This window comes from Streptomyces marinisediminis, assembly GCF_026262575.1.
Classification (GTDB): domain Bacteria; phylum Actinomycetota; class Actinomycetes; order Streptomycetales; family Streptomycetaceae; genus Streptomyces; species Streptomyces marinisediminis.
Window position 1 is genome coordinate 1 of sequence record NZ_JAPKFL010000043.1, and the last position, 21405, is coordinate 21405.

The following is a 21405-nucleotide window of genomic DNA, read 5'->3' on the forward strand; positions in this document are numbered from 1 at the left end:
CGCCCGAGGAGGCGCTCACCCCCCCCCCCCCCCCCCCCCCCCCCCGCCCCCCCCGCCGCCCCCCCCCCCCCCCCCCCCCCCCCCCCCCCCCCCCCCCCCCCCCCCCCCCCCCCCCCCCCCCCCCCCCCCCGCCGTACCAGCCGTCGAGGCCGGAGCCGCTCCCCGTCCCGCCGCGGGACGCGCCGGTGCCGGTCACGCCCCGGGCGGCGACCAGGAGCATGCCGATGAGCGCCAGCAGTACGAGCAGAATGAGCATCCCCGTCATGTCCACCCCCGTGGATGTCCTGCCCCGCCCCCCGTCGGGGCAGGACGTCGTGGGGTGGGCATGCCCACCGCGCTCCGGCGGCAAAGCGCACTTGAGCAAGCTCAGAGCTTCACGCAGGATGCCGCCATGGGACGACCGCTGCTCAACCGCCGCCTCGCCGAGTTCACGACCACGATCTTCGCCGAGATGTCGGCGCTCGCCCAGCGCACCGGGGCCATCAACCTCGGTCAGGGCTTTCCGGACGCCGACGGCCCCGCGGAGGTGCGCGAGGCCGCCGTCCGCGCGCTGCGGGAGGGCCGGGGCAACCAGTACCCGCCGGGGCCCGGCGTCCCGGAGCTGCGGCAGGCCGTGGCCGCCCACCAGCGGCGCCGGTACGGGCTGGAGTGGAACCCCGACACCGAGGTGCTGGTCACCGCCGGGGCCACCGAGGCCATCGCGGCCGCGCTGCTGGCGCTCGTGGAACCGGGGGACGAGGTGATCGCGCTGGAGCCGTACTACGACTCCTACGCCGCCTCCATCGCCATGGCGGGCGGCACCCGGGTCCCGGTCACCCTGCGCCCGGACGCCTCCGGGGGCGCCCCCGCCTACCGGCTGGACCCGGACGAGCTGCGCGCCGCCGTCACCGACCGCACCCGGCTGATCCTGCTGAACTCCCCGCACAACCCCACCGGCACCGTGCTGGACCGGGCCGAGCTGGCGGCCGTCGCGGAGCTGGCCCGCGAGCGCGACCTGCTGGTCGTCACCGACGAGGTGTACGAGCACCTGGTCTTCGACGGCGAACACGTCCCGATCGCCACGCTGCCCGGCATGCGCGACCGCACGGTGACGATCTCCAGCGGCGGCAAGACGTTCGCCTTCACCGGCTGGAAGGTCGGCTGGGTGACGGCGGCCCCGGAGCTGCTGGGCGCCGTCCGCTCCGCCAAGCAGTACCTCACCTTCGTGTCCGCCGGGCCCTTCCAGTACGCGATCGCCGAGGCGCTGGCGCTGCCCGACGCGTACTTCGCCGACCTGCGGGCGGACCTGCGGGCCAAGCGGGACCTGCTGGCCGACGGCCTCGCCGGAGCGGGGTTCACCGTCTACCGGCCGGCCGGCACGTACTTCGTCACCACCGACATCCGACCGCTGGGAGAGTCGGACGGCTTCGCCTTCTGCCGCACCCTCCCCGAGCGCTGCGGCGTGGTCGCCGTGCCCAACGCCGTCCTCTACGACCACCGCGCCGAAGGCGCCCCCTTCGTCCGCTTCGCCTTCTGCAAGCGCACCGCGACGCTGCACGAGGCGATCGAGCGCCTGTCCGGCCTGCGGGAGCGGCTCTGACCTCGTCCCGGCGGGCCCCACCGCTTCGGGGCCGACGGCCCGCCCCGGCCGTCCCGGGGTCCCGCCGCGCGCTGCGGGCGGCCCGCCGGGGGCGGGGCGCGGGCCGGGGTCAGCCGTGGGCGATGTCGAGGGTCAGGGTGGTGGCGTCGGTGGTGACGCGGAAGCCGGCCGGGTCCTCGCCCGCGGAGTCGACGCCGATGCCCACGCCGAGCTCGCCCTCGAAGACGCCCATGCCGCGCACCCCGCGCACCGTGTCGGAGCTGTCCTCGAAGGTGACCTCGGTGCCGTTGTCCATGCCGACCAGGACGAGCTTCAGCCCGTGCTCGCCGGGGACCTCGGTGACCTCGCCGCGCCCGCCGTGGGCGAGCGGGTCCATGTAGTGGGCGATGTAGCCGGGCGTGCCGCCGGAGAAGGTGAAGGTCAGGCGGTCGTAGTCGGCGTGCTCGGTGAGGCGCACGTCGCGCAGGTCCGGGCGGAGCGCGAAGCCGTCGCCTCCGCCGCGGACCTCGTGGGTGCCGAAATCGCCGGACGCCGGGTCCGGCGACGCGTCGTCCTCCGGTGCCGCGGGCTCCTCCGGCGTCGCGGGCTCCTCGGGCGCGGCGGACCGTTCGGCGGTCTCGGCCGTGCCCGCGGCCCCGGTGTCACCGGCGCCCTCGGTGCCGCACGCGGTGAGCGTGAGCGCCGCGGTCGCGGTCAGGGCTGCCAGGGACAGGGCGGTGGTGCGGCGACGTGCCATGGGGGTTTCCTCTCCGGGTGTGGCGAACGGCCCCGGGCGGAGTCGCCCGGGGCCGTCTTCGCGGTGCGCGGAAGCTGCGCGGTGGTCAGCTCTGGGCGCCATCGGGGCCGTCGGGGCCGTCCTGGCCGCCGTCGGGACCGCCGTCGGCCCCGGACTCGGCGTCCTTCTCCAGACCGAGCGTGTCCACGAGCCACTTGTCGAACTCCATCGACGCACGCACCCAGCTCACCGTGCTGGACACGAAGTGCTCCAGCGACACGCCGGCGCCGATCAGCATCTGCGCCTCGCCGATGAGGCGGACCGTGCCGTCGTCATGGGTGTGGGTGTAGACCTTGGGCCACAGCGTGCGCCGGTTCCACTCGTCGATCGACTCCAGGATCTTTACCTTGTCGTCGATCGCGTGCGGCCGGTCGTAGAACGTCCGCACCGAGAAGACCTGCTGCTCCTTCTCGCCGCGGAACATGAAGTACGTGCGGAAGTTCTCCCACGGCGCGGCGAGGTCGCCCTCGTTGTCGACGACGTACTTGAGCTCCATCTGGTCGAGCAACTGCTTGACCAGGTTCTGGTCCGGGACGATCGGCCCCGAAGGCGGACCCTCCTGCGGCTGTTCCGGCTGCTGGCCCCCGAAATTCGGAATCGAGGACGGGTCGATGCTCACGTAGGTGTTCCCTTCGTACGGCTTCGGCCATCCTCCCCCACGACGGCCCGGTCACCGCAACCCCGGCCGGGCGCCCGGCGCGCGCGGCGCCCCGCCCTGCCGGCGGCGCTGCGGTCAGCCCGTGGCGGCCGGTCCGACGATCAGACCGTCACCGGTGACGTCGACCCGGACGGTGTCGCCGTCGCGCACCTCGCCGCTCAGGATCTCCCGGGCGAGCTGGTCGCCGATGGCGGTCTGCACCAGGCGGCGCAGCGGGCGCGCGCCGTACGCCGGGTCGTTGCCCTCGACCGCCAGCCAGTGCCGGGCGGCCTCGGACACCTCCAGGGTAAGCCGCCGGTCGGCCAGCCGCCGCTGGAGGCCGTCGATCTGGAGCTGCGCGACGCGCTCCAGCTCATCGCCGCTGAGCGACTGGAAGACGACGATGTCGTCCAGCCGGTTCAGGAACTCCGGGCGGAAGGCGGAACGCACCGCGGCGAGCACCTTCTCGCGCTGGTCCTCCGGCTTGGCCAGCGGGTCCATCAGGTGCTGGCCGCCGAGGTTGGAGGTGAGGACGAGGATGGTGTTGCGGAAGTCGACGGTGCGGCCCTGGCCGTCGGTGAGGCGGCCGTCGTCGAGCACCTGGAGCAGAACGTCGAAGACCTCCGGGTGGGCCTTCTCCACCTCGTCCAGCAGCACGACGGTGTACGGGCGCCGCCGCACGGCCTCGGTGAGCTGGCCGCCCTCCTCGTAGCCGACGTACCCGGGCGGCGCCCCGACGAGGCGGGCCACCGAGTGCTTCTCGCCGTACTCGCTCATGTCGATGCGGACCATCGCCCGCTCGTCGTCGAAGAGGAAGTCGGCGAGCGCCTTGGCCAGCTCCGTCTTGCCGACGCCGGTCGGGCCGAGGAAGAGGAACGAGCCGGTGGGCCGGTCCGGGTCGGAGATGCCCGCCCGGGTGCGGCGGACGGCGTCGGAGACCGCGCGCACGGCCTCGCCCTGGCCGATCAGGCGGCGGCCCAGCTCGTCCTCCATGCGCAGCAGCTTCTGCGTCTCGCCCTCCAGCAGCCGGCCGGCCGGGATGCCGGTCCAGGAGGCGACGACGTCGGCGATGTCGTCCGGGCCGACCTCCTCCTTGACCATGGCGTCGGGCGTCCGCGCCGCGGCCTCCTGCTCCGCCTCCACGCGCGCGGCCTCCTCCAGCTGCCGCTCGACGGCCGGGATCTCCCCGTAGAGCAGCTTGGACGCGGTGTCGAAGTCCCCGTCGCGCTCGGCCCGCTCGGCCTGGCCGCGCAGCTCGTCCAGCCGCTCCTTGAGCTCGCCCAGCGCGTTGAGCGCCTTCTTCTCCTTCTCCCACCGGGCGGTCAGGCGGCGCAGCTCCTCCTCCCGGTCCGCCAGGTCGCGGCGCAGCTTCTCCAGGCGGGCGACGGAGGCCGGGTCGGACTCGCTGCCCAGCGCCAGCTCCTCCATGCGCATCCGGTCCACCGAGCGCTGGAGCTCGTCGATCTCCACGGGCGAGGAGTCGATCTCCATGCGCAGCCGGGACGCGGCCTCGTCCACCAGGTCGATGGCCTTGTCCGGCAGGAAGCGCGAGGTGATGTAGCGGTCGGAGAGCGTGGCGGCGGCGACCAGCGCGCTGTCGGCGATCTGCACCTTGTGGTGCGCCTCGTAGCGGCCCTTGAGCCCGCGCAGGATCGCGATCGAGTCCTCCACGGTGGGCTCGGCGACCAGCACCTGCTGGAAGCGCCGCTCCAGCGCCGGGTCCTTCTCGATCCGCTCGCGGTACTCGTCCAGCGTCGTCGCGCCGACCATGCGCAGCTCACCGCGGGCCAGCATGGGCTTGAGCATGTTGCCCGCGTCCATCGCCGAGTCACCGCCCGCGCCCGCGCCGACGACGGTGTGCAGCTCGTCGATGAACGTGACGATCCGGCCCTCGCTGTCGCGGATCTCGGCGAGCACCGTCTTCAGGCGCTCCTCGAACTCGCCGCGGTACTTGGCCCCCGCCACCATCGCGCCCAGGTCCAGCGAGACGAGCCGCTTGTCGCGCAGCGACTCGGGCACGTCGCCCTTCACGATGCGCTGCGCCAGCCCCTCCACGACCGCCGTCTTGCCGACCCCGGGCTCGCCGATGAGCACGGGGTTGTTCTTGGTGCGGCGCGAGAGCACCTGCACGACGCGGCGGATCTCCTGGTCCCGCCCGATGACCGGGTCGAGCTTGCCCTCGCGCGCCGCGGCGGTGAGGTCCGTGCCGAACTTCTCCAGGGCCTTGTAGGTGCCCTCGGGGTCGGCGGTGGTCACCCGGCGGCCGCCGCGCGCCTCCTGGAACGCGGCCAGCAGCCGCTTCGCGCCCGCACCCTGCCCGTCGAGCAGCTCCCCGGCCTGCCCGCCCTGGGCGGCGACGCCGATGAGCAGGTGCTCGGTGGAGACGTAGGCGTCCCCCAGCTCCTTGGCGCGCCGGGCGGCGTCCGCGATGACGGCGAGCAGCTCGCGGTTGGGCTGCGGCTTGGCGACGGTGGCGCCCTGCACCACCGGCAGCGCGCCCAGCAGCCGCTCGGCGCCGGACCGCAGCGCGGCCTGGTCCGCGTCCACGGACGCCAGCAGGTCCTGGATGTTCTCGTTGTCCTCGCCCGCCAGCAGGGCGAGGAGCAGATGGGTCGGGGTGATGTCGGAGTGCCCGTCCGTCAGGGCACGGCTTCCGGCCGCGCTGATCGCGTCCCGGCTCCTGTTCGTCAGCTCGGCATCCACGTGCGGCGCTCCTCCTTCATACCCGGTGGCATCGGCCCGACGGGGCACCCGAACACCCCGTTGACCCCTCTAGCGTACACAAACTTGAGCCTACACCGCTCAGGTCTGTGCGGGGCCCCGGACGCGGTCCCGCGACGCGGGCGCAGGCGCCGCGCGGCGGCGTGTCCCGGGTCCCGGGCGCGAGCCGGCCGGGAGCCCGCGCGCCGGTCCGGAGTACCCCGCGCCGGGCGAGGCCACCACCGGGCCGCCCGCCCGGTGGCCGACGCCGCGCCGGAGCGCCACCGGGCCGGCCCACGGGCGCTCCGGGGACGCCGACGGCCCCGCGGTCGGGGACCGCGGGGCCGTCGGGCCGGGCGGGCCGGGCGGGCCGCCTGGCGGGGTCAGGACGTCGGGGTGGGCATGGGCGTCGTCTGGTCGGTGGGCGGCGCCTCGACGGAGACGTCCGTGCCGTAGTCGTCGAACTCCATCACCATGCTGACCTTCGCCTTCTCGGGCGCCTGCTCCGCCGACGCGGAGGCGCCCTGCGGCGGCCGCACCGTGAGGTCCACCTGCTGGCGCCGGATGAGGCCGTCGTCGTCGAGCCACAGCTCCATCGGCAGGGTGTCGCCGACCTGCTGCTCAAGGCGCCCCGCGGCCTGCTCGTTGGCCCGCGCCAGCTCGGAGACGTCGACGGACACCCGGTAGTGCGTGGTGTCCACGCCACCCACCCACTCCGTGCCGACCTCCTCGACGTCCTCGTCCGACACCGCCTTGGCGTACTCCGCCGAGGCGGCCGGGTCGTGGGGCCGGGCGCCGCCGGAGGCGCCCTGGCTCCGGGCCAGCGTGGCCAGGTCGGCCTTCAGCCACCGCGCGTCCGCCGACCCGTCCTGCCCCTGCCGCTGGTAGAACACGCCGTCGACCACGCGCTGCTCCAGCTCGGTGCCCTGGGCCGAGGCCGTCATCCGGCTCTCGCCGCTGGCGAAGTCGAGCACGCCCTCGCCGTTCACCGTGGCCTTCTCCGACCCGGCCTCCGTCGTCACCTCCAGGGTGAACGCGGCCGTCCCCTCGCGCGTGCTCGTCTCGTACGCGGAGCGCACGGTCTCCACGCCCGGGCTCGGCTCCCCGCCGGCCCGGTCGCCGCCGCCCTGGTCGCCGTCGTCGCCGGAGCCGCCGTCCCCGCACGCCGCCAACGGCGCACAGACCAGCAGACCCGCCACGGTCACCGACACCGACTTCGCCCTCCTACCGACTGCCACCGCGCTGCTCACCCCTGTGCTCGGTCTCACCGCTCCCGCCGGGAGCATCTGACGCGAACGCTGGTGCCCGGGGGCGTGGGCGCCATGCGGCAACCGGCGCCCTTGGCCGAAAAGCGCGGTTCCGGCGGCGTCCGGGGGCCGACGCACCACGGGTGCGGGATCGCCGCGGGGGCTGCCCCGCCGGTGGCACCCGGACGGGCGTCAGCCGGTGCGGCGGTAGGTGCGGGGCGTGTCGTCCGCGTCGGCGAGCGAGTCCACCGTGATCTCGTCCGTGCCCACCACCGTGACCAGCAGCGAGGACGCCTCGTAGGCGCAGGCGCTCGCGGGCTCGGCCTGGGTCACCCGGGCCGGGCCGAACGTGGCGCGGCCCTCCCCCACGACGACGAGCACGTTCTCCGACTCGCAGTGGTAGCTGGGCCCGTCGGCGACGACGGACAGGCCCACGGAGCCGATCGGCCCCTGGGTCAGCGTCAGCACCCGCCGGTCCCCGGCGGAGCCGCCGGCGTTCCCCTCCCACGTGCCGACGAGCTCGGCGGGCAGTGCGTCCCGCACGGCCTCGGTGCGGTGCAGGGTGGCCGTCAGGTCCTCGGCCGGGTACGCCCACAGCAGCGCGCCGTCGTCCTGCACGCGGAGCGTCTGCTCGCCGTAGGGGCCGCACTTCCGCTCGGGGAAGCTGGCGGTGATCTCGCTCTCGACGACCATCAGGTTCTCGAAGGAGACGAGCGTGGCCTCGCCCGCGCACAGCAGGTCGTCGTGGAGGTTGAGCGTCGTGGCCACGACGTCGCCCTCCTCGCCCTGGCCGATCTCCAGGCGCCGGGTGATCGACTTGCCCGCGTCGTTCGCGTCCTCGATGGTGCCCTGCCAGGCGCCGAGGTACTCCTCCGGGATGACGCCCGTGGCGCTGGGCGCCCGGTAGGAGTCGTCCGCCTGGGTCGGCGACGGTGCGGGGTCGCCGCCCGTCCCGTCCGGACGCTCCTTGGCGTCGTCCCCGCCCGTGCGCTCGCCGGCGGACGTCTGCTGCGCGCCGGACTCCAGGACGCGCAGGACCGCGAACGTGCCCGCCCCGGCGACGAGGGCCAGGACGACGGCGAGCGCGGCGAACAGCGCACCCCGGGAACGCCGCCGCGGAGGCGGGGCGGGCGGCTGGGCGTACGCCGGGTAGCCGTAGCCGCCCGCGGGGGCGAGGGTGTAGGGCTCGGTGCGCGGCGGCGGTGCGACGGGCCCGGACGCGGGCGGACCGTACCCGTACCAGGGCCCGGGCGCGGGCGGCTGCTCGCCGGTGCCGGCCGGCGGGGGCGGCGGGGTGTGCGGTGCCGGGCCCCGCGGCACCGGAGCGGCCGGTGACGCGTCGGCCACACCGGGCACACCGGCGCCAGGCACCGCACCGGCGTCAGGCACCGCACCGGCGTCACGGGAGGCACCGGGCGCTCCGGACGCGCTGGAGGCACCAGGGTCACCGACGGCGCCGGAGGCACCCGGCGCACCGGAGATACCGGAGGCCCCTACGGCACCGGGCGTACCAGGCACGCTCGCAGGGCCGTCGGCATCCGCCGGCCCTGCGGTGCCGGGAGCACCACCGGCCCCCACCGCGCCGCCAGCCGCCGACGCGCCGGCTTCCGACGCCCGAGGAGCCGCGCCGGGCGCAGGGAACGCGACGGGCCGGGGCGGCGTGCCCGGAGCGGGCGGAGTGGCGGGCGCGGGCGGAGTGGCGGGCGCGGGCGGCGGGGTGGCGGGCGCGGGCGGCGTCGTGGGCGGCGGCGGAGTCGCGGGCGCGGGCGGCGTCGCCGGAGCGGGCGCGGGCGTGTCCGGAGCGGGTGGCGCCACCGCACGCGGCGGCGCGGACGGCCGGGCGGGGACGGGCGGGGCGGCGGCGCGGACGACCGCCTCGGCCTCCGGGACCTCGGCGTCCAGCAGCCGGGCCGCGTGCCGGCCGAGCCGGGCCACCAGGTCCCCGGGCAGCCACGGCTCACCGCCACCGTCCGTCGCGCCGCCGCCGTGGGTCGCGTCCGCCGCACCGGGCGCCCCGCCCGGCGCCGCGTCCCCGGTGCGCGCCAGCAGCGCGTCGAGCGGGGGCCGGGCGGACGGCGTCTTGGCCAGGCAGTCCGCGACCAGGGGACGGAGCCCCTCGGGGACGCCGGTGAGGTCGGCCTCCTCCTCCGCGATGCGGTACATCAGCGCGTGCCCGGCGGTGTCCGAGGCGCCGAAGGGCGAGCGCCCGGTCGCGGCGAAGGCCAGCACGGAGCCGAGGCAGAAGACGTCGCTGGCCGGGGTGACCCGGTCGCCGCGCACCTGCTCGGGCGACATGAACCCCGGCGAGCCGACGACGGCGCCGGTGCGCGTCAGCCCGCCCTCCGCGACGGTGTCCAGGGCGCGGGCGATGCCGAAGTCGATGACGCGGGGCCCGTCGATGGTGACGAGGATGTTGGACGGCTTCAGGTCGCGGTGGACCAGCCCGGCGTCGTGCACGGTGCGCAGGGCCAGCACCAGCCGGTGGGCCAGGATGCGCACGGTGCGTTCCGGCAGCGCCCCGCGGCGCGCGGCGACGACCTCGTGCAGCGAGAGGCCGGGGAGGTAGCCGGTGGCCACCCAGGGCCGGGCGGCCGAGGTGTCCGCGTCGAGCACCGGCGCCGTCCACGCGCCGCCGACCCGCCGGGCGGCCCGCACCTCCTGCTCGAAGCGGCGCCGGAAGTCGGCGTGTTCGGCCAGTTCGGAGCGGACGAGCTTGACCGCCACCGTCCGTCCGCGCGGTGACTGGGCGAGGTAGACGCACCCCATCCCGCCCTCGCCGAGCCGACCGAGCAACCGGTACGGTCCGACGCTCTTCGGGTCACCGGCCCGCAGGCTCTTCATCCTCGCCCCCCGTGCTCCAGCGGCCGTCACTGTCGCCTGACGCCGCGTGAGACCCGATCCTAGGCGCTCCGGTTCCACCCCGGCGACGGGGCGGCGGACGGCCGCCCGGGGTCTTGCCGGTACGGCGGCGCATCGCCTACGTTCGCGTGTCCAAGGAGGTGGCCGCCGGTGAGCGCTGCGGAACGCGGTACCGGGACGCGCGCGCCCGCCCCGCCCGGCGTCCCGCCGCCCGCCCCGCCCGTCACCCCGCCGGAAGCCCGCGCGGCAGGCCGCACGAAGGGCGCCGCGGTGGTGCGCCGCGGCCGCCCCCGCGCCGAGCCGGTCCGCGGGCGCGCCCGTCCCGCCCGGGGCGCCCGCCGCACCGGCCCCACGGCCCTGGAGGACCCCCGATGAGCCCGGTGCGCGCGGAAGCGGACGTCATCGTCGTCGGAGCGGGCCTGGCCGGGCTCGTGACGGCGTACGAACTCACCCGCGCCGGGCGGCGCGTGGTGCTGGTGGACCAGGAGAGCGAGGCCAACCTCGGCGGCCAGGCGTTCTGGTCGCTGGGCGGGCTGTTCCTGGTGAACAGCCCGGAGCAGCGCCGCATGGGGATCAGGGACTCCGCCGAGCTGGCCCTGGCCGACTGGCTGGGCTCGGCCGCCTTCGACCGCGAGCGCGAGGACCACTGGCCGCGCCGGTGGGCGCACGCCTACGTGGACTTCGCCACCGGCGAGAAGCGGGCCTACCTGCACGCGCTCGGGCTGCGCGTCATGCCGACGGTGGGGTGGGCCGAGCGCGGCGCGGGCACGGCCACCGGGCACGGCAACTCGGTGCCGCGCTTCCACCTCGCCTGGGGCACCGGGCCCGAGGTGGTGCGGGTCTTCCGCGAACCGGTGCTCGCGGCGGCCGGCCGGGGGCTGGTCACCTTCCGCCACCGGCACCGCGTCGAGGAGCTGCTGATCGAGGACGGGGCCGCGGTGGGCGTGCGCGGCAGCGTGCTCGCCCCCTGCGCGCAGCCGCGCGGCGCGGCCTCCTTCCGCGAGCGGACCGGCGACTTCGAGCTGCGCGCGCAGGCCGTCGTCGTCACCTCCGGCGGCATCGGCGGCGACCAGGAACTGGTGCGGCGCAACTGGCCCACGCGGCGGCTGGGCCCGGCGCCCGCGTCGATGATCACCGGCGTGCCCGCCTACGTCGACGGGCGGATGCTGGGCGTCACCGAGGACGCCGGCGCCTCGGTCGTCAACCGCGACCGCATGTGGCACTACACCGAGGGCGTCCGCAACTGGGACCCCGTCTGGCCCGACCACGCCATCCGCATCATCCCCGGCCCGTCCTCGCTGTGGCTGGACGCCACCGGACGGCGGCTGCCCGTGCCGCTGTTCCCCGGCCACGACACCCTGGGCACGCTGCGGCACATCCTCGGCACCGGGCACGACCACTCCTGGTTCGTCCTCACCCGCTCCATCGTGGAGAAGGAGTTCGCGCTCTCCGGCTCCGAGCAGAACCCGGACATCACGGGCAAGGACGTGCGCCAGGTCCTCGGCCGGACCCGGCACGGCGCCCCCGGCCCCGTGCAGGCGTTCCTCGACCACGGCGCGGACTTCGTCGTCCGCCCCACGCTGCGCGAGCTGGTGGCGGGCATGGCCGAGCTCGCGCCCGGGGCGGCGCTGGACCCGGCGCGGGTGGAGTGGGAGGTCCGCGCGCGCGACCGCGAGGTGGCCAACCCCTACTCCAAGGACCTCCAGCTCATGTCCGTGCGCAACGCGCGCGCCTACTGGCCGGACCGGCTCACCCGCGTCGCCCGGCCGCACCGGCTGCTGGACCCGGCGCACGGCCCGCTCATCGCCGTCCGCCTGCACGTGCTGACCCGCAAGACGCTCGGCGGGCTGGAGACGACGCTGGACTCCCAGGTCGTCCGGCCCGACGGCACGCCGTTCGACGGGCTGTACGCGGCCGGGGAGGTCGCCGGGTTCGGCGGCGGCGGCGTGCACGGCTACAACGCGCTGGAGGGCACCTTCCTCGGCGGCTGCGTCTTCTCCGGGCGCGCGGCGGGGCGCGCGCTGGCCCGGAGCCTGGTGTGAGCGCGGCGCACGGCGCCGGACAGGCTGACGCCGGGCACGCCGCCGGACACGGCACAGCCGGCGGCGGGCCGGGCGCCCCAGCCCCGGCCGGACCCCGCACGGCGCTGGTGACGGGCGCCTCCTCGGGCATCGGCGCGGCGGTTGCCGCGGCCCTCGTCCGCCGTGGCTACCGGGTCCACGGCACCAGCCGCGACCCGGCGGGGCTCGCCGACCCCGTGCCCGGCGTCGCCTACCTGCCGCTCGACCTCGCCGACCCGGCCTCGATCGAGCGCTGCGCGGCGTCCGCCGGAGCCGTGGACGTACTGGTCAACAACGCGGGCGAGAGCCAGAGCGGACCGCTCGAAGAGCTGCCGATGGACGCCGTGCGGCGCCTGTTCGAGCTCAACGTCTTCGGCGCCGTCCACCTGACGCGGCTCCTGCTGCCCGGCATGCGCCGGCGTGGTTACGGGCGCGTGGTGATGATCGGCTCGATGCTGGCCAGCTTCCCGCTCGCCTACCGCTCCTCGTACGTCGCGTCCAAGGCCGCGCTCAAGGGGTTCGCCACCGCCGCCCGCCGCGAGGTGGCCCCGTACGGGGTCGGCGTCACCACGGTCGAGCCGGGGGCGATCAACACCGGCATCAGCGAGCGCCGCACCCACTACCTCGCGGAGCACTCCCCGCACACGGACGCCTACCACACGATGCTGACGGCCCTGAACGCCAACGAGGCGTCCGGGGCGCGCCCCGAAGCGGTCGCCGCGACCGTCCTGCGGGCCGTCCAGGCCCGGCGCCCCCGGCCCCTGTACGCCGTCGGCAGCAACGCGCGCCTGGTGTTCCCGCTGCGCCGCCTGGTCCCCCGCACCACGACCGAACGCCTCACCGCCCGCCGCCACGGCCTGCGCTGACCCCGCGTCCCGGGGCCGCCTGCCGCCACGGCCGCGCGCGCCGCCCCGCCCCCGGCCGCGCCGACCGGGACCCCGGCGCGGGCCCGCGCACGCCCCGTCCTACGCTGATCTCCGCCTTCCGAGGGGGGAACCATGCGTGCCGGGGTCCATCCCGCCCATCCGCTGGGCGGTCTCCACCACGCGCTCCGCGCGGCCGTCGTCGACGCACCGCGGAACGCCCGGACGCGGACGGCCGCCCTGGCCGCCCCGCCCCGCCCGGGGCAGGCCCCCGGCACGGGCGGCAACCGCAGCGCGCGGAGCGGCCCCGGCACACACGGCGGCCCCGGCACAGGCAGCCGCCGCGGCGCGGGCAGCAACCCCGGCCCGGGCAGCGCCCCCAGCGCGAACAGCAACCCCGGCGCGGGCAGCACCCACACCACAGGCGGCCACCCCGGCGCGCGCAGCCGCCCGAGCCCGCGCGGGCGCTCCCGCGCCGCCCGGCGGGGCGGGTCGGCGGCGTGACCGACATAGCGATCAGCACCCTGGTCCTGCTGTGCGTGGCCGCCGCCCTGGCCGGGTGGGTGGACGCCGTGGTGGGCGGCGGCGGGCTGCTCCAGGTGCCCGCGCTCCTCATCGCGTTCCCCCAGCTCGCGCCCGTGTACGCGCTCGGCACGAACAAGGCCGTCAGCGTCGTCGGCACCTCCGCCGCCGCCGTGACGTACCTGCGCCGGGCCCCGGTGGACGTGCGGCTGGCGTGGCGGCTCGGGGCGGTCGCGGCGCTGTCGTCGGTGGGCGGCGCCCTCTTCGCGGCGGGCGTGGACAGCGCGGTGCTCCGCCCCCTGATCATGGTGCTGCTGGTGGGCGTCGCCGCGTTCGTCGTCCTGCGGCCCCAGTTCGGGCGGGTGGCCGGCGGCGGCGTCCCGACCCGGCGGCGGGTGCTCACCGCGATCGCCGTCGCGGGCGTCGGGATCGGCTTCTACGACGGCCTGCTCGGCCCCGGCACCGGCACGTTCCTGGTCATCGCCCTGGTGGCCCTGCTCAGCCTGGACATGGTCACCGCGTCGGCCACGGCGAAGGTGGTCAACGTCTGCACCAACCTGGGCGCCCTGGCGATGTTCACCTGGCAGGGCGCGGTGCTGTGGTGGCTCGCGCCCGCCATGGCCCTGTTCAACCTCGCCGGCGGCCTCGTCGGCGCCCGCATGGCCCTCCGGCACGGCAGCGGCTTCGTGCGCGTGGTGCTGCTCACGGTCGTCGTCGCCCTCGTCGGCAAGCTGGCCTACGACCAGTGGTGGGCGAGCTGACGCCGTCCCGGCGGGCGCGGGACGGACGACGCGCACCCTGACGCGCGCTCCTGCGGCGCCCCCGTTTCCGGGCTTCCGCACCGTCCCGGGGGCGGGTGTTCCCTGCCCAGTCGGCGCGCGCCACCCCTCCCGCGGCGCTTGCCCGCACGGCGGCGACGCCCTACCGTGGAGGCAGTTGGTCAGTCGCCCAATACACTCGACCAAGAGCTGGGTCACGCCCCTGAGGACGAGGCCCCCACCACGGCGTGCGGCCACGGCGCCGCCCGCCACGCGACCGAGCACGGGAGGCCGCATGCGAGCCGGCAAGGTGTCACCCTCCGCCCAGCGCGGGCGGGACGTGCGGCGGCGGCTGCTGGCGGCGGCCGCGGAGCTGATCGGCGAGCGCGGCTGGTCCGCGGTGAGCACGCGCGCGGTGGCCGAGCGCGCGGGCGTGGGAGCGGGGCTCGTCCACTACCACTTCCCCGGCCTCCAGGCGCTGCTGGCCGACGCCGCCCTGGCCCGCGTCGAGGAGCTGCTCGCGCGGTTCGCGGCCCCCCTGCGCGCGGCGCCGACCCCGGAGGCGGGCCTGGACCACCTGCTGGGCGCACTCGACGCCTACTCGGGCCACGACGCGGCGTCCCTGCTGTTCAACGAGACCTACCTCGCCGCCGCCCGCGACCCGGCGCTCGCCCGACGCCTCGCCGACGCGCTGGCCGACACCCGGCGCCACCTGGCCGACTGGCTGCGCGCCCACGGCGCCGCCGACCCGGAGCCGACGGCCGCCGTGCTGGCCGCCGCGCTCGACGGCGTCATGCTGCACCGCCCGCTCGACCCGGGTCTGACGGCCGCCGCCGTCGCCCCGGTCCTGCGGCGCACCCTCGTCCGTCCCGCCCACGACAAGGGAGGCGACCCCCGGTGAAGGCCGTCGTCTGCGGCGCCGGCATCGCCGGACTCGCCCTCGCCCAGCGGCTCGACGCCCTCGGCTGGGAGGTCGTCGTGCTGGAGAAGGCGCCCGGCCCGCGCACCCAGGGCTACATGATCGACTTCTTCGGTCCCGGCTACGCCGCCGCCGAGGCGATGGGCCTGCTCCCGCGCCTGCGCGAGCAGGGCTACGCCGTGCGGGAGGCCGCGTACCTCGACACGCGCGGCCGCCGCCGAGCGGGCCTGGACTACGAGCAGTTCGCGCGCGCCGTCGGCGGGCGGCTGTTCAGCATCATGCGCCCCGACCTCGAACGCGTGCTGCGCGAAAGCCTCTCCCCCGCCGTCGACCTGCGCTTCGGCACCTCGCCCACCGCCGTCGACCACGCCCCCGGCGCCGTGCACGTCACCCTCGACGACGGCGACACCCTGGCCGCCGACCTCCTCGTCGGCGCCGACGGCATCCACTCCACCGTCCGCCGCCTGACCTTCGGCCCCGAACCGCGCTACCTGCGACAGCTCGGCTTCCACACGGCCGCGTTCGTCCTGGACGACCCCGCCCTGCACGCCGAGGTCGGGGACCGCTTCGCCCTCACCGACACCGTCGACCGCCAGATGGGCTTCTACGGCCTGCGCGACGGCCGCCTCGCCGCCTTCGCCGTCCACCGCACCGACGACCCCGCCCTGCCCGACGACCCCCGGGCCGCCGTCCAGCACGCCTACGGCACCCTCGGCTGGGCCGTCCCCCGCGCCCTGGCCCAGCTCCCGCCCGCGTCGGAGATCTACTACGACCAGGTGGCCCAGAGCGTCGTGCCCGGCTGGACGCGCGGCCGCGTCACCCTGCTCGGCGACGCCTGCCACGCGGTGTCCCTCCTCGCGGGCCAGGGCGCCTCCCTCGCCGTCGCCGGCGCCCACCTCCTCGCCCACCAGCTCGCCGAGGCCGACACCGTCCCCGACGCCCTCGCCCGCTACGAGAGCCGGTGGCACCCGACCACCGCCCACCGGCAGCACGTCGCCCGCCGGACCGCCCGCTGGTTCCTGCCCGCCGGACGGCCCCAGCTCCTGCTGCGCCGCCTGGCCCTCAAGGCCGCCGCCCTCCCCGGCGCCACCCGCCACCTGGCCACCACCCTCACCGGCGACCCCACCACCGTCGTCACCCCCGACCCCCCACCCCGCTGACCACACGTGCGGGGCGCCCGTCCGCGGGGGATCATCGGGGCATGAACACCGAGCTCCACCTCGCCCAGCAGCCGGACGCCGACGCCCTCCTCAGCCGCAGCCCGCTGGCCGCCCTCATCGGCATGCTGCTGGACCAGCAGGTCCCGATGGAGTGGGCCTTCATCGGCCCGCACACCATCGCGCAGCGCCTGGGCACCGACGACCTGGACGCCCACCGGATCGCCGCCCACGACCCGGAGGCCTTCGCCGACCTCCTCGCCGCCAAACCGGCCGTCCACCGCTACCCCGGCTCCATGGCGGGCCGCGTCCAGCAGTTGTGCCGGTACCTCGTCGACCACTACGACGGCGACGCCGAGGCCGTGTGGCGCGACGCCACCACCGGCAAGGAGCTGCTCAAGCGCCTCAACGACCTCCCCGGCTACGGCAAGCAGAAGGCGCAGATCTTCCTGGCCCTCCTCGGCAAGCAGCTCGGCGTCACGCCCGAGGGCTGGCGCGAGGCCGCGGGCCCGTACGGCGAGGAGGGCTCCCACCGCTCCGTCGCCGACATCCACGACCCGGAGTCCTTGGCCAAGGTCCGCGCCTACAAACAACAGGCCAAGGCCACCGCCAAGTCCGCGAAAACCCCACCCCCCTCCTGACCCACCTCCGGCGTGCACCCAGCCGGCGTCCTCGTCGCGGACCAGATCACCCACCCAGGGGCTTCGCTGCTCGTTCACTTCCCGCCCTCCAGGTCCGCCCAGACGACCTTGCCCCAGCGCCGCACATCCGTGCCCCAGTCGGCGGCCAGCGCCGCCACCAGGAACAGGCCGCGCCCGTCCTCGTCACCCTCGTCCGCCTCGCGCTCCACCGGCCGCTCCCGGGAGAGGTCCGCGACGGCCACCCGCACAACGTCCTGAGCCGCGCGCTCCACCACCACGCGGATGCTCTCGTGCCGGGCGTGCCGCACGGCGTTCGCCACCAGCTCCGTTACGACCAGGGCGCTGTCCTCCGCCAGCCCTCCCAGCTCCCACGCGCTGCACGCGGCACGCACCAGGCGCCGGGCGACGGCGGCGCTCTCGGGTTCCCGGGGCAAGGTCTCGCTGTAGCCGGGATGCCCGGTCGGTCGGGATGTGGTGGTCACGGTCATCAGGGCCCCTCGTCGGTGAACGGAGGTGTGTCCCGCCCCCGACGGGGACGCGGGGGCGGACCACTCCAACCGCCGCCGCTGTCCGGTCCGGTAGCGGCCTGTCACTCAGTGAACGACGGGCCGTGATGGCTCGTGAGGAAAACTCGCGCCAGCGTGCAACGACAGCAACCGGAAATTTCGGGGTCACTCCAACGCCGAAACACCGCCACCTCGCTACCTTTGAAACCGTGCAGGCGAACAGGCACCTGGCAGTAGCGCTCACTGAAGCCGAGCTGACACAGGCCGAGTTGGCAGAGGCCGTGAACGACTACCTCCGGTCGCTCGGTAGGGAAGGCACCGTCAGTGACAGGACAGTGCGGCACTGGCTGACCGGGAAGACCCGATGGCCTCACCCTCGGCAGCGCGAAGCGCTGGAGGCAGTATTCGGCTGTACCGCCGAGGAGCTGGGCTTCACGCCCCCGGCGGGCAGACGCAGCCCTACAAGGACGGAGGACCCTGTGCACCGCAGGAACTTCCTCGTCGCCGCCACCGGCACGGCCGCCGCCGTCGTGCCCCTGGTCGCTGCCCGGCCGTACTCGGTCGGCACCACCGACGTAATCCGGCTGCGCAGCGGCCTGGACGCCCTGACAGCCCTGGACGCCTCCAGAGGCGGCCATGAGGCCCTGGAACGGACCGCCCTGGCGGGCGCTACCGAGGCCCTGGACCTCCAGAAGCGGGCCGCCTCCCAGCGCATCCGACAGCGCCTCTTCAGCGTGGCCGCGAACTACACTGCGTCGGCCGCCTGGTCGGCGGTGGACGCTCGCCAGAGTGACCGCGCGCTGGGGCACTTGAACCGCGCGCTGTACCTGGCAGGCATGGCGAAGGACCCGGTGGCGGAGCTGCAAGTGTGGAACTTGCACGCCATGCTCGCGCTGCATCGTGGGGGGTTCTGGCAAGCCGTGGACGCGGGCCAGGCCGCCCAGGCGACCGCCGTCACCCGCCGCGACCCCCTGTACGCCTCCCTCGCCCACGCCCGTACGGCCATCGGCCACTCCAGCGCCGGGGACCGGCGGGGCGCCCTGCGGTCGCTGGGGCACGCGGAAGACGCACTGGCGAAGGCGGGCACGGACGAGCCCCGGCCGTCCTGGGTGACCTTCTATGGGCCTGCGGAGCTGCTGGCCATCACCGCCGTCGTGCGGGGCAAGATCGGGGACGCAGAGGGCGCGGAGGCGGCTTCTCACCGTGCCCTGGCCGCCATCCCGGAGCAGTACCGCCGCAACCGCGCGCTGGCCACGCTGCAACTCGCCCTGGCCCAGCTTCACCAGCGCGACGTGGACCAGGCGTGCGGCACGGCGGACCGGGTGTTCGCGCTCATGGCCGGTGATCCCCTGCCCGGCCGGATGCGGTCCTACCTCGGGGACTTCCTCCGCGACTTGATCACTCTGGCGCCGGACTCCGCTACGGCGCGAGAGTGGGAAGACCGTTACCGATCTGAATGGAGCCAGGTTCGATGACCCCCGCCCTGGAGCTGCGCCACTACGGCCATGACGATCTACCGAGCATTCGGCAGACGTTGATCGACGTACACGCGGATGTGCACGCCGACCGGATAAGGGAAGACGAGTTCCGGCAGAAGTTCCCCTGGTTCGTGGACCACTGGGGCGGGCATCCCGGCTTTTCCTGCGTGATCGCGTACGACGGGGACGAGGTGGTGGGTTTCGCCTACGGCGCCCCGGGAGCGGAGGGCCGCGAGTGGTGGCGGGACCACCTGGCCCCGGCGCCGGAGAAGTCGAGCACCTTCCACTTCTCCGAGTTGATGGTGCGCGAGCCGTGGCGGAAGACGGGCGCGGCGGACCGGCTGCACCGTGCGCTTATGGACGCCCGGCACGACGACCTGGCGGCGCTGCTGGTGGACGTGACGCACCCGAAGGTACAAGCCCTGTACGAGTCGTGGGGGTACCGCAAGATCGGCGAGGACCAGCCGTTCCCGGACTCCCCGGTGTACGCGGTGATGATCGCGAGCCTGCCGATTTCCTGATCCCCTTCCTTCAATATTTTCTCCCTCCATCTCGAACAAATATGACGACATGTGGACGAGATGTGGCTGCTCCTGGTCTCCACAGGGCTCCGGCGTGACGAAGTCCTTGCACTCACCCGGGACGGCGTCGACTTCGAGCGGAAGCAGAGGCGGGTAGGGCGGAACGTTCAGCGCATCCGTCGCGAGCCGACCTTGGGCACACCGAAGACGAAGCGCTCGCTGCGCACGGTTTCACGGCCCGAGCAGTGCCCCAAGGCCCTGCTGGAGCGGAAAGAGGCCCGGCGGAAGGAGCGGTCCGACGCCGCGCTCAAGCGGGCCCCGCTCCCCCACCACCCGAGCGGGCTGGCCCTTCCCACCGTCACCGGCCGCGTCACCGATCCACGCAGCCTGAACCGACCCGCTCACCGTGCTGTGCAGGGACGCCAAAGCTCCCCGGGCGAGAGTTCACGACCTGCGGCACACCTGCGCCTCGCTGCTGCTCGCGCAGGGGGCGGGCGCGCGCACGATCATGGAGACGCTGGACCACAACAGCACGATCACCATGACGCTCGACACCTACGCGCCCGTGATGGACACGACCCTCAAAGCCGCTGCCGAGCGGATGGACCACGCGCTGGGGCTTGACGAGGATGACGACGGCCCGGGAGGGGCAATGGGCGCCACCGCGTGAAGTGCGTTGATGTCACCCGCTGATGTCAGAAGCCCCCTGCGGATTCCGCAGGGGGCTTCTGACCTGTACGCGCTCGGCAGGATTCGAACCTGCAACCTTCTGATCCGTAGCTCTAGCCGGATCGGTCGCGGACGGTCGTACCGGGCGCCTCAAGGCCCTGGAGAGACGCTACCGGACGGGGTCGGTTGCTGGGGTTGCGGTACTTCGCTGCTGTACGGGCAGCCCCCTGCGCCGTGGCCCGGGTCACGCGGACCGCGTCGCCTACTCTCTTCCTCATGGGTGACTCGGATGCCTTCCGCGTGGCGGTGAGAGCGTACGCAGAGGCCATTATGAAAGGTGACGCGTCTCCGTACGAACCGGCATTGGAGATCTTGGGTCTCGCCAGTGGCGGGCACCCGGTCGACGACGGCGATGAAGCCGGCAACTGGCTCGTGCTCATCTGGGGCGAGCTGACCGACTGGGTCGAGCTGCAGCCTGCGGAAGCGGATCAGGCCGAGGCCCATATGGTCACCGCTGCCCGCGAGTGGCTGACCGTCGAGGGTGATCAAGAAGCCGAGGCACACTACTTCGACCGCTGGCTGTACGACGTCCTTGGCTTCGAGCGCCGCTCAACGCACAGTGAGCGATCTTGAAAACCGTCGTGGCAGCGATGTCACCGTGGGTTCAATCCCACCGCCTCCGCACCCAGAGCAGCAGAAACGGCCCCTGACCAGGCATCCCAGTCAGGGGCCGTCCTCATTGCACGCACCCCGCAGTTTCCCGCCACTCCCCGCCCCATCGAGCACGCCAGGGGCACGCCCACCGACCGACCCCGTTCCCCTGACGCCCAGCATCCGCGACGGCCCCGCCTGAGCCCCAGCCAACGACAGCCAGCCCCAACGGCGGGCGCGCCAACCGATCACGCACGCGTGTGCCTCGCCGCACCCTCACTGGCCTCAGCCACGCTGCCCTCGTCGTCGACCGGAGTTAGGAGAGACGGCCGAATCGTCAAGATGATGCCTGAGTCACAAGTTTGGGAATCCCCGGCCGCCTGGCGCCGACTCACGCGGTGACTTGCACATACGGCCGTCTCAGCCCTTCAGAGCTGGCTGATCGACGACCGTCGTTGACCGTGGTTCCCCGTCTGTTCTGGTGCGCATCTGGTACGGGCGCTCATGGGCACGGAGAGCCGGGCGTGGTCCACGAGATGACGAAGCTGGGCTTGCGGTGGGCCAGCGGGCGAGAGCACCGCTTCAGGAGTTCGGTCCAAGCCCGGTCCGGCGGCATCAGCGCATGGTGGGGCGGATGTGCCGGGCCGTGCATGTGTGCCCGCGTTCGTTGCTGTTGATGTCACCTGTGGATGTCAGCCTGAAGCTAGTGTCCTGAGTCGTTAGTTCGTGTGCAGTATGCGGCGAGGGTTTCGAGGATTTCGTCCGCGGTCTTGGTCCACACGAACGGCTTGGGGTTCTTGTTCCACTCGTTGATCCAGCCGCGGATGTCGCGTTCCAGCTCGATGACGCTGCGGTGGGCCGAG

Annotated in this window: 17 protein-coding genes and 1 pseudogene; 11 read left to right on the forward strand and 7 right to left on the reverse strand. The window is 74.8% G+C overall.

Annotated elements, in window-relative coordinates; genetic code table 11:
- Window positions 1–391: 391 nt before the first annotated feature.
- A complete protein-coding gene (locus OSB71_RS23100) occupies window positions 392–1579 on the forward strand; it encodes a pyridoxal phosphate-dependent aminotransferase (RefSeq protein ID WP_265950742.1) in 1188 nt (395 codons plus the stop codon).
- Between the two features lie 109 nt (window positions 1580–1688).
- Here OSB71_RS23100 and OSB71_RS23105 read toward each other — a convergent pair whose 3' ends face one another.
- The 5 genes from OSB71_RS23105 to OSB71_RS23125 all read right to left on the reverse strand — a co-directional run bounded on the left by OSB71_RS23105 (window position 1689) and on the right by OSB71_RS23125 (window position 9779).
- Window positions 1689–2315, reverse strand: coding sequence for an AMIN-like domain-containing (lipo)protein (locus OSB71_RS23105; protein ID WP_265950743.1), 627 nt, complete (start codon window positions 2313–2315; stop codon window positions 1689–1691).
- A gap of 85 nt (window positions 2316–2400) precedes the next feature.
- The gene (locus OSB71_RS23110; RefSeq protein ID WP_265950744.1) at window positions 2401–2973 is read right to left on the reverse strand and encodes a YbjN domain-containing protein; all 573 of its coding nucleotides are present in this window, start codon (window positions 2971–2973) and stop codon (window positions 2401–2403) included.
- Window positions 2974–3087: 114 nt separating this feature from the next.
- The gene (gene clpB, locus OSB71_RS23115; RefSeq protein ID WP_265950745.1) at window positions 3088–5694 is read right to left on the reverse strand and encodes an ATP-dependent chaperone ClpB; all 2607 of its coding nucleotides are present in this window, start codon (window positions 5692–5694) and stop codon (window positions 3088–3090) included.
- Between the two features lie 380 nt (window positions 5695–6074).
- Window positions 6075–6902, reverse strand: coding sequence for an SCO4651 family lipoprotein (locus OSB71_RS23120; RefSeq protein WP_265950746.1), 828 nt, complete (start codon window positions 6900–6902; stop codon window positions 6075–6077).
- Window positions 6903–7130: 228 nt separating this feature from the next.
- Window positions 7131–9779 carry a serine/threonine-protein kinase gene (locus OSB71_RS23125; RefSeq protein WP_265950747.1) on the reverse strand — a complete coding sequence of 883 codons (2649 nt, stop codon included), beginning with the start codon at window positions 9777–9779 and terminating at the stop codon, window positions 7131–7133.
- Between the two features lie 389 nt (window positions 9780–10168).
- Here OSB71_RS23125 and OSB71_RS23130 point away from each other — a divergent pair, with 389 nt between their 5' ends.
- The 6 genes from OSB71_RS23130 to OSB71_RS23155 all read left to right on the forward strand — a co-directional run bounded on the left by OSB71_RS23130 (window position 10169) and on the right by OSB71_RS23155 (window position 16717).
- Window positions 10169–11839, forward strand: coding sequence for an FAD-binding dehydrogenase (locus tag OSB71_RS23130; RefSeq protein ID WP_265950748.1), 1671 nt, complete (start codon window positions 10169–10171; stop codon window positions 11837–11839).
- Window positions 11840–11943: 104 nt separating this feature from the next.
- Window positions 11944–12723: an SDR family oxidoreductase gene (locus OSB71_RS23135; RefSeq protein ID WP_265950758.1), complete on the forward strand. Its 780-nt coding sequence runs from the start codon at window positions 11944–11946 to the stop codon at window positions 12721–12723.
- 497 nt (window positions 12724–13220) lie between these two features.
- Window positions 13221–14003, forward strand: a complete 783-nt coding sequence (locus OSB71_RS23140; protein WP_265950749.1) for a TSUP family transporter — start codon at window positions 13221–13223, stop codon at window positions 14001–14003.
- Window positions 14004–14295: 292 nt separating this feature from the next.
- On the forward strand, window positions 14296–14901 hold the full coding sequence (locus tag OSB71_RS23145; RefSeq protein ID WP_265950750.1) for a TetR/AcrR family transcriptional regulator: 606 nt from the start codon (window positions 14296–14298) through the stop codon (window positions 14899–14901).
- Window positions 14898–16079 carry an FAD-dependent monooxygenase gene (locus tag OSB71_RS23150; protein ID WP_265950751.1) on the forward strand — a complete coding sequence of 394 codons (1182 nt, stop codon included), beginning with the start codon at window positions 14898–14900 and terminating at the stop codon, window positions 16077–16079. Before OSB71_RS23145 ends, OSB71_RS23150 begins: the two co-directional genes overlap by 4 nt.
- 41 nt (window positions 16080–16120) lie before the next feature.
- Window positions 16121–16717 (forward strand): HhH-GPD-type base excision DNA repair protein, encoded by a 597-nt coding sequence (locus tag OSB71_RS23155; protein WP_265950752.1) that lies wholly within the window; start codon window positions 16121–16123, stop codon window positions 16715–16717.
- Between the two features lie 74 nt (window positions 16718–16791).
- Here OSB71_RS23155 and OSB71_RS23160 read toward each other — a convergent pair whose 3' ends face one another.
- Window positions 16792–17205, reverse strand: coding sequence for an ATP-binding protein (locus OSB71_RS23160; protein WP_265950753.1), 414 nt, complete (start codon window positions 17203–17205; stop codon window positions 16792–16794).
- A gap of 227 nt (window positions 17206–17432) precedes the next feature.
- Here OSB71_RS23160 and OSB71_RS23165 point away from each other — a divergent pair, with 227 nt between their 5' ends.
- From OSB71_RS23165 to OSB71_RS23180, 4 genes are all read left to right on the forward strand, one after another.
- The gene (locus tag OSB71_RS23165; protein WP_265950754.1) at window positions 17433–18698 is read left to right on the forward strand and encodes a helix-turn-helix transcriptional regulator; all 1266 of its coding nucleotides are present in this window, start codon (window positions 17433–17435) and stop codon (window positions 18696–18698) included.
- The gene (locus OSB71_RS23170; RefSeq protein ID WP_265950755.1) at window positions 18695–19222 is read left to right on the forward strand and encodes a GNAT family N-acetyltransferase; all 528 of its coding nucleotides are present in this window, start codon (window positions 18695–18697) and stop codon (window positions 19220–19222) included. Before OSB71_RS23165 ends, OSB71_RS23170 begins: the two co-directional genes overlap by 4 nt.
- Before the next feature lie 406 nt (window positions 19223–19628).
- Window positions 19629–19892: a tyrosine-type recombinase/integrase gene (locus tag OSB71_RS23175; protein WP_265950756.1), complete on the forward strand. Its 264-nt coding sequence runs from the start codon at window positions 19629–19631 to the stop codon at window positions 19890–19892.
- Between the two features lie 275 nt (window positions 19893–20167).
- Window positions 20168–20524 carry a hypothetical protein gene (locus OSB71_RS23180; RefSeq protein ID WP_265950757.1) on the forward strand — a complete coding sequence of 119 codons (357 nt, stop codon included), beginning with the start codon at window positions 20168–20170 and terminating at the stop codon, window positions 20522–20524.
- Window positions 20525–21245: 721 nt separating this feature from the next.
- Here OSB71_RS23180 and OSB71_RS23185 read toward each other — a convergent pair.
- Window positions 21246–21405: pseudogene (locus OSB71_RS23185) on the reverse strand (IS630 family transposase); the annotation flags it as partial.